This window comes from Porphyromonas somerae DSM 23386, assembly GCF_000372405.1.
In the GTDB taxonomy this organism is placed as follows: Bacteria; Bacteroidota; Bacteroidia; order Bacteroidales; family Porphyromonadaceae; genus Porphyromonas_A; species Porphyromonas_A somerae.
Window position 1 is genome coordinate 1 of sequence record NZ_AQVC01000011.1, and the last position, 17,049, is coordinate 17,049.

The window sequence follows — 17,049 nt, forward strand, 5'->3', positions numbered from 1 at the left end:
TACCTCCGAATAAGAGTATCCACCACCAGAACTACTTCTTACTCCCAGCTCTTTATCGCACAGCTCAAGAATCTTTTTGTACTCCTTGGACTGTAAAATGAAATTTAATCCGCCAAAACGCTGTGCTCTCTCAGAAATTACTTGTATATTTGCCATACCCTAACGGGGTGTTAGATATTGTTATTCAGTTATTTATGTCAAGATAAAGATAACAATTTCTAACGACAAAGGGTGAGAAATCGCAAGAAATCTCACCCTTCTTTTTTACCCCTCACTCGACTTGCGGAATCTAGGTCTTAGGCACAATCACTAATGGATAGTTGAAAGATCGGATGGTGTGGATATTGGTGAGGTGAAGTCGAGTATTAATGTGTAATCGAACAGTCGTGGAGATGTGAGCTTGGGGAGATTTGCAGTGATATGGGGCTTAAAGTTGGTTCTATTAGATTAAGAGAAAGAAAGAATGACGATTATTCAACAATTGGGGCTGTAGTCTAAAACACATTGTATCTTGCTGATTTAAAAGTGTGATTGATTATTTTGAAGCAGTAGCAAAAGGGTTTACTGCTATAAGAAGGGGCAAGATTAAAGCAAATGGCAAGCCTACATATCTTTTAGAGATGTCAGATGGTAAAAGCAAGACCTTGTTTGTTGAGTTATCTGACAATGGTGGATATTATGAGGTTAACAGTGCTGGTGTATTTAGACCAGAATACGCAAAAAACAAAGAACTGATTTGAACCGAACCCGCCGTTGGTAACAGCGTAACTATCGACACTGCTGAGTCTGACACACAATCAAAGGGTAGTAATGCCATTAACGGGAATGCTCCACAAATCGGTTCTTCTGAAAGCAAAGGTAGTGATAATGTAGGAGATGTACAAGTAGAATTTAGGGATAAAGAGACTGGCGAGCTGATGTGTGAGAAAAAAAGAGATTTGAACCAAAAAAGGTGGGTGAATAGGTGTTATCTGAAAATAATTGGTCTTCTAACAGCTTATGCAACCTTAAATCTATTGTGGGTCAATAATTATTGGTAATTTTGAAGCAACTAGTTATGACTTATAGATATTAGAGATGCCACAGTTTAGTTTTGATCAACCGATTGAGCGAAAGGGTACCAATAGCGCGAAGTATGACGGCTTTGGTACCTTTCAAAGCGACTATGATTCAGTCATTCCGCTATGGATCGCTGATATGGATTTTGCAACACCACCTTTTGTTGCCGAGGCGATCAAGAAGCGTCTGGAGCATCCGATTCTTGGCTATGGTACTATTCCCAACTACTATTATGAATCTATATGCAATTGGTTTCAACTAAAATATGGATTCAAACCCGCCGATAATGAGATTAAGTATATCCCAGGCATTGTCTCTGGGATTTATAAGTTGCTTGAATGCTTAACGGATAAAGGTGATCAAATACTCATCACCCCACCAGTTTACTATCCTTTTGCACAGGTAATCATCAATAGTGGACGGAAAGTGGTAGAGGCACCTTTGCAGTTACACAATGAGAGATATGAATTGGATTGGGATAAGCTGGAGTGGGGCATGCAAGAGGCAAAAGTATTCCTGCTCTGTCATCCCCATAACCCTGGTGGTAGGGTTTGGCGCCATGAAGAACTGGAAAGGATTGCAGATTTGGCCATTAAATACGATACGATAGTCCTTAGTGACGAGATTCATGCAGACCTTACGTATAAAGAATTTGTGCATATTCCTTTTCCATCTGTCTCTGAAGCTGCTAGCAAAGTAGGCATTTCGCTTATGGCTCCTTCTAAAGCTTTTAATATGCCTGGGGTTGTTGGGTCTCATCTATATATTATGGATGAAATATTAAGAGATAGGGTCTATTCATATATTGATAATAATGGACTTGGTATTGGTGATTGCTTTACTTATGATGCAATAGCTGCGGCTTATAAACAAGGAGCTGAGTGGCTTGATGAATGTACTGAGTATATTCAAGGTAACGTAGCATATGTACAAGACTACTTAGCCAGGCATATACCGAAGATTAAAATGATAGTACCTGAGGCCTCTTTCCTTATTTTCTTGGACTGTAGGGGATTAGGATTATCTAGCACTGAAGGACTCAATGAGTTTTTTATTAAGCGGGCTGGGCTTTTCTTAAATGATGGAGCTATGTTTGGTACAGGAGGAGACTATTTTATGAGATTGAATATTGGTTGTCCTCGCCAATTGCTTACGCAAGTGATGGAACGACTTAAAAGTGCTGTAGAGAAATTAAATGTATAATAATATAAGGGAATTATGAATTCACTAAAAGCAATATCGCCAATTGATGGACGATATAGAAAGCAGGTTAATGAGCTAGAGAATTACTTCTCAGAGTATGCCTTAATGAAGTATCGTATTAAGGTGGAGGTGGAGTACTTAATAGCTTTATCAAATGAGCTACCTGAAAGACTATCTTTACTACAACAAGATGAGATTAGAGATGAATTGCGAAAGCTATACGAAGGCTTTTCTACTGAGGATGGGCAGCGTGTAAAGGAAATTGAGTCTGTCACAAACCACGACGTAAAAGCAATTGAGTATTTCATTAAGGAACGACTTAGTGATGAAAAGTATGCCCCTGTACTAGAGTTTGTACACTTTGGGCTTACCTCACAAGATATCAATAATACTTCACAGCCAATGATGCTTCGAGATGCTCTTGAAGATGTTTGGTGTCCAATGTTGGAGGAGATTATTGCCGAACTTACTGAGAAGGCAAATGAATGGAGAGAGATACCAATGCTGGCTCGTACTCATGGGCAACCTGCTTCTCCCACAACACTTGGCAAAGAGATTTACGTATATGTTTATCGTCTTTCTGAGCAATTAAAACTACTTCAGTCTGTACCACAAAGTGTCAAGTTTGGTGGAGCTACAGGAAATATGAATGCCCATCACATTGCTTATCCTGAGATTGATTGGCGGCAGTTTGCCCATACCTTTGCAGAAGAGTACCTGGGCATGGAGCTAGAGGAGTATACCACACAAATCTCAAATTACGACAATCTCGCAGCATTGCTGGATAGCATCAAGAGGATTTGTGTGATACTTATTGATTTTGCAAGGGATATGTGGACCTATATCTCTGAAGAGTATTTCAAGCAAAAGATAAAAGAGGGTGAAGTAGGCTCTTCTGCAATGCCTCACAAGGTGAACCCTATAGACTTTGAGAATGCTGAGGGTAATCTAGGAATAGCCATTGCCTATTGTGAGCATTTGGCTCATAAGCTACCAATATCACGCCTTCAGAGAGACCTCACAGATAGCACCGTGATGCGAAATATCGGAATGCCTATTGCTCACAGTTTGATCGCTTTTAATAGTCTTAAGAAAGGAATAAATAAGCTATTATTGCACGAGGAGTCTATACTTGAGGATCTAGATAATGCACTCCCTGTAGTGGCAGAAGCGCTTCAGACCATTTTGCGTAGAGAGGGGTATCCTAATCCTTACGAAGCTCTTAAGGGGCTTACAAGGAATAATGAGGTGCTCACACGTGAAAAGCTGGATCGTTTCATAGATAATCTTGATATCTCTGACGAGCTCAAGAAGGAAATGAAGCAAATTACGCCACGAAGTTATACTGGAGTATATTGCTAATTAATCATATTAAAAGAGGGTTTGGAGATGTCTCTCCAAACCCTCTTTTTGTTAGTTATAAGATGGGGTGATTAAAACCCTTCAATTACTGGTAGGAACTTCTCTGCTGAGAGTGAGGCTCCACCAATAAGTCCACCATCTACATCAGGTTTGCTAAATAACTCCTTAGCATTGCCACCATTGGCACTTCCGCCATACAGAATGGTAGTATTATCAGCAATAGACTTGCCATACTTATCTGCTATTACCTTACGAATATCTGCATGGATCTCTTGGGCTTGATCACTCGTGGCAGTTTTGCCAGTGCCAATGGCCCAAACAGGTTCGTATGCCAATACAATATTCTTGAAATCACTTTCAGATAGATCAAATAAAGCCTCTTTTACCTGACGCTCTACCACCTCAAAGTGTTTACCCGCCTCACGCTCTTCGAGTACCTCTCCAATACAAAATATTGGCTTTAGCTGATTAGCTAGAGCAAGCTCTACTTTCTTCTTAAGAATAGCAGAAGTCTCATGGTAGTATTGCCTGCGCTCGCTATGCCCAAGGATTACATAAGTGGCACCAGTAGAGGCAACCATTTCAGCAGATACCTCACCAGTAAATGCGCCTTTTGACTCGCTAGCACAGTTCTCAGCAGCTACCTTGATAGGGCTACCAGCTACAGCCTTTGCTACCTCGCTAAGGTGGGTAAATGGTACGCCTAGAATCACCTCGCAGTTAAGGTTTTTACCTTCAATAGAGCTACGCACATCTTTGGCTAGCTGAATGCCCTCAGGGAGTGAGGTGTTCATTTTCCAGTTGCCGGCAACAATGTTTTTTCTCATAATCATTTCTCTTTCTTACGTTTTACAATATTTATCCTTCTAATAATTCCACCACAGAGGGTGATAAGTATATATAAAGCTGATAGTATCCCAATAAAACCAAACTTATCAAATCTGCTATATATCGGATGGTCTTGGCTAGGTAAATTACTTCTAATACCTTCTTTATTTAATGCAGATTTAAAGTCACTACCTGATAGTTTGTCTACAATTTTTCCTGCTTTAATCAGCAAAACCCCTGGATTGCTACGCACAATAGTAATTGCAGTGGTTTTATCCAGAAAAAAGATTTCAGCAAACCTCTTCTCAAGCTTTGTATACCTTGGATCGCTCCAGATATCAGCTGTATTGCCCATAGCAAGGAGTAGGGGGTATGGAGACTTTTCAACCATCTCTTCAAGCATTTTGAGTTGAACCGCTGTTATATCAGGGGAAATAACTAAAATAGCTTCGCTCTCTTGATAAGCCAAGTCCTCCATCGCATTACTGCCATCTTCTCTAGTGAGTACAAAGTCAGCACCTGGAGGCCTAGTTGCCTCTTTGATAACTTCAATCTCGTCCCTCACAAAGATCCAAGTGGAGTCTAAGCCATTGAGTTCATCAATTCCGAATACCTTTTCAACGCCATCTTTTTGGTAGACAAAGTTGTAGATGTATTCTCCTTCCGATCCACCAGTAGTGGTCAGTTCCATAAGGTCGCTTCCAACCTTATATGGCCGGAAGTCTATAATGGGAAGGTGTTTGATGTTTACAAGGTTAAAGCCGAGAAAAACAATTACTCCTGCAATTAGGGCATAGTTGTTGCCCTTCACATCTAACCATTGGTACCAATGGTCTGTATTGAAATAGAGATAGATAATAAATGAAAGGAGTACTACATTTTTCCAGAAGGTCGCTTTGTTGCTAATGATGATGGCATCGCCAAAACAACCACAGTCTATGACAGGATTGAAAATATAGATATAGAGGGTGAGCAGAGTCATAGCACCCATTAATGCGAGTGCTACAAACTTCGTCTTTGTAGGTCTAAATCCTAAGAGAAGAGCAATGCCAAGTGCACTCTCAAAAAGATTAAGCGCTACAGAAAAGACAAGGTCTACACTAGGATTGGAATGGATGCCGAAGCTGCTAAAGTACTCTCCAATTTTTATTGCGGTACCCACTGGGTCTATACCTTTCATAAGTCCAGAAAAGACAAAGACCAAGCCCACTATAATCTGAAGAGTGGTAGTCAATATTTTTTTTGACTTAATCCATTGCATCACATCCTTCACTAATTTTTATTAGAGCGAAAATGGCGTAATTGATCATGTCAAGGTAGTTGGCATCAATACCTTCGCTCACTTTTGTAGCTCCTTGATTATTTTCTATCTGCTTAGTCCTAAATATCTTTTGAAGGATGATATCGGTAATGCTGGAGATACGCATACTACGCCACGCCTCACCATAGTCATGGTTTTTGGAAAACATCAGTTCTTTAGCCTTAGCAGCATACTCACCATACCACTGAAGGAGTAGATCCTTATCTTCAGTAGGTTGGTCAGTATATCCTTTTTCTAGCTGAACCAATCCCATAATCGCATAGTTAACGATCCCTATAAACTCATATTTAAGAGCCTCTCCGACCTTGTTTTCCCTCTTTTCCTGCACAGATCTTATCCTTTGAGCTTTAATATAGATTTGATCTGTGATAGCAGTAGGGCGCATTACACGCCAAGAAGCACCATAATCCTTGAATTTGTGGATAAAAAGCGTCTTGCAATTTGAAAGCACCCCTTCAAATTGTTCCTCCGTCTTTTTGTAATCTGCCATTTTATTCCATTAAAAATTGAATGTCATCCGCTGTGCTATACTCAGTAATCTGTTTACCCTTTTTGAATACACGAAGTGTCCTAACGCCAATAAGCTTTATCTTGCCATTTTCCACTAAAAAACGACAGCCTTCCCTCAACCCTGCTACATACATTGTGGGATTGGCTTCAATATATTCAAGAATACGGACCTCTCGTGTCTCACCTCCGTGATCAGAAGGGTGGGTATCAAGGTAGTGAGGATTAATCTGGAATGGAACTAAATTGAGGACATTAAAGCTCAATGGCTCTACAATCGGCATATCATTCGTAGTACAGATAGTAGGGCATGCGACATTGCTACCAGCACTCCAACCTACATAGGGAGCACCACCATCTATTACCTTTTTTCTAATCGCTTCTATAAGACCTTGCTCTTGCATCATCTTTGCAAGCTGAAAAGTATTACCTCCGCCTACCATTATGGCACCAGCTTCTTCTACAGCTTTAATAGGGTCATCAAAGGTATGAACGCCTTTGACCTCAACACCTACGCCCGACAAAGCTTTATTGACCTTATCAACATAGGCATCAAAGCTAAAGGTCACTCCTGCGAAAGGGATGAAAACCACATTCTTCTTCTGATTGCCAAGAAATGTTGCGATATCTTGTGCTGGCTTCTCTAGATACTGTTCACCAGGGGAAGCAGAATTGCTGATTAATAAGAGTCTCATAATTAAAGCATATTTATGGATTAAACATTCTTCTACAAAGATAACAATTTCTTTGCCCTCTTCAAATGCCTAAGTCACTTGCCGCAAATAAACAAGATAAATTCACATTGTAAATAAATATATGTGTGAATAAATCCATTTTCATTCACATCTGAAATCTATTGAGTATATAATTATGAATGAAAGTCCCATTGTTAATTTATCGTATAGATAACCATTTCTTTACCCGAGCTAGAAATTAAGCAATTTAAGCCAATGCGAAAACACGCGTTATTTCACTTCTACCCGATTAAGAACAAATGTATAACTATATGATTTCCAATATATTTTCAATATTATATACAACTATTCTAAGACGTATATGAATACAAAAACCAATGTAATGCGAACGCATCAATGACGGGGCCGCCTAAATCCCACAAGCACTTAATTGCTAATCTATTATAAATATAACATATATTCATTATAGGCTTTAGCAGTTGCATTAAGCTGAAGTGGTCGATTTCATATTTATCTGGGTTGTTTATTTGATATATTTAGTTTAACTTTGCAGTGAATTCACAATTCACATTATACACATTTCAAGTGTATTTATATTGTAAATCTCAATTCACAATACTCTATGGATGAGAGAGAGGAAAAATTAGTAGAGCAGGGGAGAAGAGTAGAGTCCATTATCAATGATGAAGGACTTACTCAAGCTGAATTTTCAGAATTAACTGGGATAAAAACTTCTACGTTAAATCACGTCATTAAGGGGCGAAATAATATTAGTCCAATGGTGATGTATCAAATTCTCTCTGCATTTCCCATTTATAATGAGGAGTGGATTCGTAGTGGTCAAGGAGAACGAACTAAAGATATTAATTCAACGAGTAATACTAATGTTGCTTCAGGAGAAGCTCTTTCGCATGATAACCTTTCCCAGCCCTCTTTCGTCGGGTCGAATTCTCAGCGAACTCTATTTAGTGCTAATTCTGAGCCATTAAGAAATAATACTGCGGAGCCTAATCAGGATAATTCAACTTCTACTACTATTGATAAACAGACAGTAATGTCTGAGGTGAAAAGAAGTATCACCAAAATAATCGTTTATTACGATGATAATACATTCGAAACCTTTACTCATTCCACTGAGTAAGCTATATATCCTACTAATCATATTTCTTCTTCCTATATTAATATGCAATTAAGAATTGAAATTAATTGGGGGTATATAATTACTTATGCAAGTAGGGTAAAAGTTGAGATGCAACTAAGTAATCGGCGAGTTGCAACTAAGCATTTGACGAGTTGCATCTCGCCGATTGCTTAGTTGCAGCTCAACTGACGCTTATATAAAGCATTGGGTTTCAGTATGTTAGGAAGAGAGTTTCAGAAGCCCTCTTTTAGCTACTTTTTTCACTTATTTTCAGTTGGAAAAGTTCAGGAAAGTTACAGTGTTCTTTGTTTGGGAAAATAGATTTGGCGCTGGTATCGCTCCAGAAAATAGGAGCCTCCATGGTTGTATCTCTTATAAGTAACACCAGACATATTAACGTTCCATTGAGCATTCTCTACTGAGAAATAAAAGTCTATTACAGAAATAGGTCTTCTGCGCTAAAAGAGATATTATGCCTCTGTTATTCTTGCAGATAAAGATATAGATAGTGCTTAAATAGGGCAATTATATGGAACATTCCATCTCCTTCCTGCTGTTATTATAATAGGTGTTATGTTAAGTAGACTATTGTCAATTATTTGTGGAGCCTACAATTCCAGGCAATTAAAAGGAGATGAACGACCACATATTCTTAGTGAATAACCCTAAAAGAGTATAAGGAATGCTCTTAGATGTGTGTTGTTATGATTATTTCTCTATAAGTCGCTTCATAGACTTATAGCTCATTAGTGTAATGGAAAGGAAGTAGATGATTTCAACTGTAAAGCACATTGCCACTGTGCCATTAAGCAAGTAGACAACTGTAGCGCCATAAATCAGATAGAAAGATGCATTGAGCATCTCTATCTGGAATACCCTACGCGTATTACCACTTGAGCTAACCGCATTGAAAAACATATTACCTGCTGATGCTATTAATGCAGCTGTGGCAAGCACCCTCAGGGTTGGTACAGAGGATTGGATTAAGTCCGTATTGTCTGTAAAAATACGCAATGGTATCTCAGGGAAAAGCTGTACGAATGTAAAGAAGATCAGCATGGTGCCAAATGAAAGCTTTATAGCTCTCAATAAATAGCTCCATAGCTCATCTATCATACCAGCACCAACAATATGACCGACTGTAGTGCGAACTGCTGTGCCATACGAATTGAGTGGTATAAAGAAAAGCACGTACAGCTGTCTTGTGATAGATGCCACTGCCAGCTGACGCTCTCCCAAACTTTCAATCATAAAGAAGAAGATTGCCCATGCGGCTTGGCTCACAAAGGCCTGTAGCATAAGGTAATAGCTAAGCCCAAATAGTTGCTTTGAGAGGCCTTTGTCCCATACCATCAGATTTGCCTTATTAAGGCCAAAGAAGTTTCCATCTAGTCTCCACAATGTATACAAGAAATAGAAGACAAGCGAAGAAAATTCCGCTATCACACTTGCTAGAGCAGCACCTTTAACCCCCATTTCTGGGAGGCCAAAATTGCCAAAAATAAGACCGTAATCAAGGGTAATATTGACTATGGACATTACCACTGAATTAAGGGTCAATACCTTAGTACGTGATATGCCAACGAAAAAAGAACGAAAGGTAGAGGCAAGAAAGGCAAATGGAAAGCCAAAGCTACGATAAGTCCAATAGTCTACAGCACTATTAGCCACATTCTCGCTACTTAGTAGCGAGTTGAAGAGCTTTGGACCGAGTGAGAAGCCTAGTGCCATGACAAGTAATGCGGCAAGTAACAATAGTCTGATACTCTGCCCTAAAACCCTTCCTATCTGGTTAAACTTCTTGGCACCGTATCGGTGGCTAATCATTATCTGAGTGCCGCTTGCTAGCCCCCACCCCACAGTATATATGCTAAAGTAAACAAGGCTTCCCATAGCAGTTCCACCAAGCTCTACTTCACCAACCCTAGATACGAATGCAGTGTCAATCACTCCAATCAGATTTTGGGCAATTAGTGAAATAAAGACTGGCCAAGATAGCCTAAGAATCTCCTTCGTTGATAGGTCTATTTTCCCTTCTATCATATTACTTTAGCAAAAAGAGGGGCTAAATACCAATAATATGGTATTCTGCCCTACTCTTCTCCTCATTTATAAAGCTACAAACTTATTCCAAGCTATCAAGTCTCGTTTGAATAGTCTGAAGCTTTGTAATTGCATCTTGCTCTTTTTTGCGTTCCATGGCAACAACAGCCTCTGGAGCCTTATCGACAAACTTAGGGTTATTAAGCTTGCTCTGTACACCTTTGAGGAACTTTTGCAGGTGCTCCTGGTCTGCCTTCAGCTTTTCGATTTCTGCTGCTACATCGACAAGTCCTGCTACAGGTATCCCAAAGAGAGATGTTTCAATCTGGAATGTAACCATTTCTGCATCTTCACGTGGCTGTTGATGTTGGTAGCTAGTGATATTAGCAAGTTTGGTAATAACAGCCTTTGAAACGTTGGAAAGATTAGCCTCTGTATGTAGCTCTAACTCTTCCTTTGGAGATAGATTTTTCTTGGCTCTCAAATTACGTATTTGTGTAATTATGGAGCGATCTCTCTCCATCTGTGCTATAACCTTATCATCGAAGGACTGTAGCTCTCTTACCTGGCTTACCATAATGCTCTCTCCCTCCTGTCGCTCTGCTATCGCTTGCCATAGCTCCTCAGTGATAAATGGCATGAATGGATGTAGCAGCTTCAGAAGTTCTTCGAAAAAACGATTCGTTGCCATGATGGTAGCTCTATCTATTGGAGCACCATAAGGGGGCTTAATCAGCTCAAGATAAGTCCCAGAGAAGTCGTCACGAATTAGCTTATACATCAATAAAGCAGCATCATTGATACGATACTTCTTAAAGTGATCAGCAAGAATAGTCTCTTCTTTCCTAAGAAGTTGTTCGAACCAATCAATCGCAGCTTTCTGGGCCTCATCTTGAGCGATAGTATCACTTATTTCCCAGCCTTGGATTAGACGGAATGAATTCCATAACTTATTACTGAAGTTACGTCCTTGCTCTACCAATCCTTCATCAAATAATATATCGTTACCAGCCGAAGCCGCCGTCATAAGTCCCATACGTACTCCATCGGCCCCATACTTATCAATTAGCTCTAGTGGGTCAGGACTATTACCAAGAGACTTACTCATTTTACGCCTCAAGTTATCCCGCACTATCCCAGTAAGGAAGACATTCTTAAATGGCTTTTCTCCCCTATACTCATAGCCAGCAATAATCATCCTAGCTACCCAGAAGAATAGGATATCAGGACCTGTTACGAGGTCAGAAGTTGGGTAGTAATAATCCAACTCTGCATTATGCTTCTCCAGAGGGTCACCAAAGAGGGAAATAGGCCACAGCCAAGATGAGAACCAAGTGTCAAGTGTATCGGGGTCTTGAGTCAAATCCTTGATTTCAAGGCTTAGATCTCCAGTCTGTTTCCTTGCTTCCTCCAGTGCTATTTCGGGAGTTTCTCCTACCACTATAGTGCCGTCAGGAAGGAAGTAAGCGGGGATCCTATGCCCCCAATAAAGCTGACGAGAGATGTTCCAGTCCCTTACATTTTCCATCCAAGAGGCATACACTCCCTTGAAGCGATCTGGTACCAACTGCACATCGTCCTCCATTACAGCTCGATATGCAGGTGCAGCCAATTCCTTCATCTTGAGGAACCATTGCATAGAGAGCTTTGGCTCTATAGGCACATGAGTACGCTCAGAAAGTCCCACCTTATTGGTGTAGTTCTCTATTTTTTCTACTAATCCAAGGCCCTGCAACTCCTCTATGAAGCTATTGCGCACCTCCATACGATCTTCGCCTTCGTACTTGCCACCTAAGTGGTTGAGAGTACCATCGTCATTAAATATATCTAGCTCAGGAAGGTTGTACTTCTGACCTAGCATATAGTCATTGACATCGTGACTAGGAGTCACTTTAAGACATCCCGTACCAAACTCTCTATCTACATATTCATCGTGAATAATGGGGATGGAACGCCCTACCCCTGGCACTATTACCTTCTTGCCCTCAAGCCACTTATAACGCTCGTCCTCTGGGTGAACGCAGACGGCAGTATCTCCAAAAATAGTTTCGGGCCGTGTCGTGGCTACTACAATGTACTTATCTGCCTCACCCTCAACAAAGTAGCGAACATAGTATAGCTTGCTCTCCGTCTCGTGATAAATAATCTCCTCATCAGAAATAGCTGTTTTAGCCTTTGGATCCCAATTAATCATTCGGACACCACGGTAGATAAGTCCCTTGCGATAAAGGTCGCAGAAAACGTTTATCACCGCTTTGCTACGTGTCTCATCCATGGTAAAGGCCAAGCGATCCCAATCGCATGAGGTACCGACCTTTTTGAGTTGCTCAATGATAATTCCGCCATGCTCATGGGTCCACTCCCATACATGCTTTAAGAACTCCTCACGAGAGAGGTCACTCTTTTTGATCCCTTTACTAGCTAGGCGTTCCACAACTTTTGCTTCCGTCGCAATAGAAGCGTGATCAGTACCAGGTACCCAGCAAGCATTGTAGCCAGTCATTCTTGCCCGGCGAATCAATATATCTTGGATAGTATTATTAAGCATATGACCCATGTGCAACACACCTGTGACATTTGGTGGTGGCATCACAATTGTGTAGGGTGGTCGGTTATCTGGCTTAGAGGAGAAGAGCTTGTATCTCATCCAATAGTCGTACCACTTCGATTCTACCTCTGATGGGTCATATTTTGCGCTTAATTCCTTATTCATATGTTTATAGCTATTTGATGTTCAGTTGGACAAAGTTACCTTATTTTTTCCGCACTATTTAGATTCAGACTATTTTGGAGCCGTTTTTCATGCTTATTCAGTGAAATGTAAATCTCTTTCATCTCCTCCAATGCAGCTACATACTTGTAGCTATTGGTGATGGCTACCCTAGCCTCTTGATTTAGATCAAAGCGTACCATTGCTTTTCCTTTTTCATTGCAAAACTCTACACCTAGCCTAGAGTTATCTGGAGCTAGGGCTACAAATTGCCCTAAAGGCATTCCCCTTTTCCCCGCAAAAGTAAGTCGTTCATAATGGCGACCGAGGTTGCTATACCTATAATTCAGCCCCCCATCGTACTGTAGCGTGTCGCTAAGTATATAAGTGTCATTGGCACGGTCAGAGATGCGAATGAAGACTATATTTAACTGGGTAGTACTTGAAGCTGATGCAATTAGCTCAAGAGTGCCATCATTCGCTACATAAGCGTCGATAAAAGGCGACTCTGGTGTCTTTGAGGCTGGGTCGTACCCTCTAAATCGAAGTATGTTTTCATCGGGCATATCTTTAGCCGGAATGAGTCTAAATTGTTGATATAGACTATCGGTATAGGCTTCAAGAAGACTAAGACGTTCTACAGAAGCAAGAGAGTCTCTGCGACTCAGTTCGAGCCTAACATTCCTAGACTTTTCTAGGGCTTTACGTCGGCACTCAACCTCATTCGGATATACCACTTTCACACTATCCAGCCACTCTAAAGCACTGTCTAGTGCATCAATATTAATAAGGCTATCCGCCGTAGCAATCATCTGCTCAGCTCCCTTTTTAGTCTTGCTTTGGCAGCCCACTATGAGGATTGAGAAAAGTAGGGTACTACAGATGAGTATTGATATTTTTTTCATGCTTTCAGTTGGTCAAAAGTTTTCTCGTGATGTATGTGGTAACGTATCAGCAGTGATCTTTTATAGAGCTTTTGAAAGGCTACTTCTCGGGCCTCACTATCACCAGAGACGGTTTTTCCCATACGACGATAGGCTCGAAGTGCTTTCACAACAGCTTTAGCATCCCCCCATTTACCTTGTACCATAAAAGTGCCCATAGCAACTAGATCCAACAACCACCTCGCAGAGAGTATCCAAATGCGTTTACTATCTGGGAGGTTCTTATAGAGCATCTTTCGGTTGTTACGAAAATTGAGAAATGTTTTACGAGGATCAGTGCTACTTAGCGAAGCGCCACCATAGTGATACACTGTACTTTCAGGTACTACAAATAGTCGATGCCCTGCAATGTGCCATCGCCAACATAGGTCTATTTCCTCTTGGTGAGCAAAAAACGAAGCATCAAAACCTCCGGCATCAATATAGGCTTTCCTGCGAACTAACATTGCTGCCCCACTCGTCCAAAAGACCTCTTTAGGCTCTAAGCCGTATTGCCCGTGATCCTCCTCAAGTGTCTCAAAAATACGTCCCCTACAAAATGGATACCCGAGGTAATCCAAATACCCACCTTCAGCCCCCGAATATTCATAGCTTTGAGGAGCTCTATCCCATCTTATCTTTGGCTGTACTGCCACCACATCCCTGTGGGTTTCCATGAAGTGGTAGAGGGGTTTGAGCCAGCCTGGAGATACTCGCACATCATTATTGAGTAGTAGTACATAATTATGTTCCAAGCGAGCTATTGCTTCGTTGTAACCTCTAGCAAAACCATAGTTTTCTCCTAATTCAATTACCTTTACGCCAAGACTTTTAGCATAAGCCACAGAGGCGTCGCTACTACCATTATCTGCTAGTATAATATCAGCAAGATCTAGAGGGGTATGCTGTACTAAATCAGGCAAATACCGCTCCAATAATGGTTGTGCATTCCATGAAAGTACTACTATGGCTATCTCTTTCATGCCATTTCTATATCTTTATGTGGGAAGCGCTCTTTAACTAGCTCTGGAGTCACCTTCCACCGTTTGTGCGACCAAAGCCATAGCTCAGGCTTTCTTCTGATGGTCTTTTCTAGTAGCTGCATAAAGTCTTTTGATAGTTGATGTTTATGGAGCTGACTAGCATCTCTTGTCATTTCTACAAGCTTAAGTCGGTATTTCCCAAGTTTCGGACGCTCCACATCTACATACACTACCGCTGCTCCTAGCATCTTCGCAAGACGATCCATACCAGTGACCACTGCTGTGTATTGGTTAAGAAAGTCAACGAAAAGCTCTGCTCCTTCAATGCCTGGAGCTTGATCAGCCACCATTATATAGGTCTTATTGCTTTTATCGTTTCGCTGGTGAAGGATAATCTTTGCTGCATCCCACTTGTCCATCAATTGAGCGCCAAATTTGCTTCTAAGCTTTGATAGAACATAGTGCCAAGCACCTTTCTGTCGCACAAAAGCAACGTTGAATTCGGTCACTGGTAGTAGCAATTGGCATCCAGTATACCACTCCCAATTACCGTAATGGCCGAGTAAGAAAAAGATGCGCTTATTCTCTTTGTGCAGTTCTTCAATCAGCTCGGGATTCTCAATACACACGTGACGTCTAAACCGACGCTCTCCAAATGCAGCTAGCATCACCGTCTCTACTCCCACATTGCATAAGTGATGATAGAAAGCACGCTCAAGTTTTCGGAGCTCAGATTTACTCTTTTCGGGAAAAGAATTTGCTAGATTGGTTTGTACAACTTTCCTCCGATAGCCAATCACGTATTGAAGTAGATACGAGATGCACCAACTCATACCATAGTGCCACCAACTAGGTAAATATCCGATTAGTCGTAATAGGGAATACAATAGCTTCCCTCGCCAAATTTCCCCTTTACTCAGTTCTTTCATCGTCTATAAATGAGCCACTAACTACACAGTCGCCCTCAATTATATCGTGTAACTTCACCTCCACAAGGCGCCCTTCTATATTTGATCGGAAAGGAAGAAGCACGCGAACATAGTTACCAGTATATCCATAGAGCCACTGACCATCAGCACCAGATGCGTGATGCTCCACCAATACCCTTCCCTGAGTACCAAGTTGTGATTGAACGAAGGCAACATGTTTTTTATCGCTCAGCTCCAACAATCTTTGGCTTCTTTGGTGCTTGACTTCGGGAGGAACTATCGGCTGGATCTTTAACGCATCAGTATCAGGGCGCTCACTATACGAAAAGACATGTAACTTGCTGACTGGTAATTCGCCGATAAAATTGAGCCCATCCTCAAAATACTCATCCAACTCGCCACGCATTCCTACAATCACATCTACCCCTATGAAAGCATCAGGCATTATCTCCTTAATAAGCATCACCTTGTGCTTGAAAAGCGATCGATTGTACCGGCGACGCATAAGCTTCAACACCTCATCGCTACCACTTTGGAGCGGAATGTGAAAGTGAGGAGCAAACCTCTTAGAGTGTGCCACAAAGCGAATGATTTCATCCGTAATTAGATTAGGTTCAATGCTGGATATTCTATAGCGATCAATCCCTTCTACTTCGTCTAAAGCGCGTAAAAGGTCAATAAACTGCTCCCCAGTGCTACGTCCAAAGTCCCCGACATTTACACCTACAAGAACTATTTCACGGCCTCCACTGCGTGCTACTCCTCGAGCCAATTCTACTAGTTCCTCGATCGTCCCATTCCGGCTTTTTCCACGAGCTTTAGGAATAGTACAATAGCTACATCTATAATCGCAACCATCCTGTACCTTTAAGAAGTGACGGGTGCGGCCTTCACTTGATATAGAGGCCTCAAATGAATCGACCTCCTCAATAGGGGTATGTACTAAGTGACCATCTACTCCCCTACTCTCAAGCCCTTCAATATATTCTAGTAAACGCCCTTTATCTCGAGCACCTATAATCAAATCGACTCCCTCCAGACTTAAAAATGCCTCTGGGTTAAGCTGAGCGTAGCAACCAGTAACTACTATGCGTGCACCTGGATGCTCTCTATGAAGGCGCCTAACTAGTTGACGCCCTTTCTTTTCGGCAACCTCTGTAACACTGCAAGTATTTACCAAGCATATATCTGCCACCTCTCCTGAGTCAGCAACCTTCATGCCTTTTTCAATCAAAGCACGAGACAAGTGACTCGACTCAGAAAAGTTAAGTTTACACCCCAACGTTTCAAATACAAAACGCTTGCCTATGAGGTTTCCTTTATCTCCTACATTATCTATCATCAT

At 41.2% G+C, this 17,049-nt stretch carries 14 protein-coding genes; 4 read left to right on the plus strand and 10 right to left on the minus strand.

Annotation, left to right across the window (positions count from 1 at the left end; genetic code table 11):
- Positions 1 to 527 precede the first annotated feature (527 nt).
- The 3 genes from A3GK_RS0103155 (at position 528) to purB (ending at position 3,624) form a co-directional block, all read left to right on the plus strand.
- On the plus strand, positions 528 to 740 hold the full coding sequence (locus tag A3GK_RS0103155; protein ID WP_018028036.1) for a hypothetical protein: 213 nt from the start codon (positions 528 to 530) through the stop codon (positions 738 to 740).
- Positions 741 to 1,077: 337 nt separating this feature from the next.
- Entirely contained in the window at positions 1,078 to 2,262 is a 1,185-nt protein-coding gene (locus tag A3GK_RS0103160; protein ID WP_018028037.1) for a MalY/PatB family protein, read from the plus strand.
- Positions 2,263 to 2,277: 15 nt separating this feature from the next.
- Positions 2,278 to 3,624, plus strand: a complete 1,347-nt coding sequence (gene purB, locus A3GK_RS0103165; RefSeq protein ID WP_018028038.1) for an adenylosuccinate lyase — start codon at positions 2,278 to 2,280, stop codon at positions 3,622 to 3,624.
- A 71-nt stretch (positions 3,625 to 3,695) separates the two neighbouring features.
- Here purB and tpiA read toward each other — a convergent pair whose 3' ends face one another.
- Genes tpiA through pepE form a run of 4 tightly spaced genes read right to left on the minus strand, consistent with a single transcriptional unit; the run spans position 3,696 to position 6,975 of the window.
- Entirely contained in the window at positions 3,696 to 4,451 is a 756-nt protein-coding gene (gene tpiA, locus A3GK_RS0103170) for a triose-phosphate isomerase (protein WP_026161680.1), read from the minus strand.
- Between the two features lie 2 nt (positions 4,452 to 4,453).
- Positions 4,454 to 5,713, minus strand: a complete 1,260-nt coding sequence (locus A3GK_RS0103175) for a BT_3928 family protein (RefSeq protein WP_018028040.1) — start codon at positions 5,711 to 5,713, stop codon at positions 4,454 to 4,456.
- Positions 5,700 to 6,263 carry a DUF1599 domain-containing protein gene (locus A3GK_RS0103180; RefSeq protein ID WP_018028041.1) on the minus strand — a complete coding sequence of 188 codons (564 nt, stop codon included), beginning with the start codon at positions 6,261 to 6,263 and terminating at the stop codon, positions 5,700 to 5,702. The genes A3GK_RS0103175 and A3GK_RS0103180 overlap by 14 nt, the downstream gene beginning before the upstream one ends.
- A 1-nt stretch (position 6,264) precedes the next feature.
- Complete coding sequence (gene pepE, locus A3GK_RS0103185) at positions 6,265 to 6,975, minus strand: dipeptidase PepE (RefSeq protein WP_018028042.1); 711 nt, start codon at positions 6,973 to 6,975, stop codon at positions 6,265 to 6,267.
- A gap of 622 nt (positions 6,976 to 7,597) precedes the next feature.
- On the opposite strand from pepE, the gene A3GK_RS10965 reads away from it, so the two are divergent.
- Positions 7,598 to 8,116 carry a helix-turn-helix domain-containing protein gene (locus tag A3GK_RS10965; RefSeq protein ID WP_018028043.1) on the plus strand — a complete coding sequence of 173 codons (519 nt, stop codon included), beginning with the start codon at positions 7,598 to 7,600 and terminating at the stop codon, positions 8,114 to 8,116.
- Positions 8,117 to 8,824: 708 nt separating this feature from the next.
- Here the strand turns inward: A3GK_RS10965 and A3GK_RS0103195 are convergent.
- From A3GK_RS0103195 to mtaB, 6 genes are all read right to left on the minus strand, one after another.
- Positions 8,825 to 10,159 (minus strand): MATE family efflux transporter, encoded by a 1,335-nt coding sequence (locus A3GK_RS0103195; protein ID WP_018028044.1) that lies wholly within the window; start codon positions 10,157 to 10,159, stop codon positions 8,825 to 8,827.
- Between the two features lie 82 nt (positions 10,160 to 10,241).
- The gene (locus tag A3GK_RS0103200) at positions 10,242 to 12,872 is read right to left on the minus strand and encodes a valine--tRNA ligase (protein WP_018028045.1); all 2,631 of its coding nucleotides are present in this window, start codon (positions 12,870 to 12,872) and stop codon (positions 10,242 to 10,244) included.
- A 35-nt stretch (positions 12,873 to 12,907) separates the two neighbouring features.
- Positions 12,908 to 13,774: a hypothetical protein gene (locus A3GK_RS0103205; protein WP_018028046.1), complete on the minus strand. Its 867-nt coding sequence runs from the start codon at positions 13,772 to 13,774 to the stop codon at positions 12,908 to 12,910.
- Positions 13,771 to 14,775: a glycosyltransferase family 2 protein gene (locus A3GK_RS0103210; RefSeq protein WP_018028047.1), complete on the minus strand. Its 1,005-nt coding sequence runs from the start codon at positions 14,773 to 14,775 to the stop codon at positions 13,771 to 13,773. The genes A3GK_RS0103205 and A3GK_RS0103210 overlap by 4 nt, the downstream gene beginning before the upstream one ends.
- A complete protein-coding gene (locus A3GK_RS0103215) occupies positions 14,772 to 15,704 on the minus strand; it encodes a lysophospholipid acyltransferase family protein (RefSeq protein WP_040575915.1) in 933 nt (310 codons plus the stop codon). Before A3GK_RS0103215 ends, A3GK_RS0103210 begins: the two co-directional genes overlap by 4 nt.
- Positions 15,688 to 17,049 carry a tRNA (N(6)-L-threonylcarbamoyladenosine(37)-C(2))-methylthiotransferase MtaB gene (gene mtaB, locus A3GK_RS0103220; protein WP_018028049.1) on the minus strand — a complete coding sequence of 454 codons (1,362 nt, stop codon included), beginning with the start codon at positions 17,047 to 17,049 and terminating at the stop codon, positions 15,688 to 15,690. Before mtaB ends, A3GK_RS0103215 begins: the two co-directional genes overlap by 17 nt.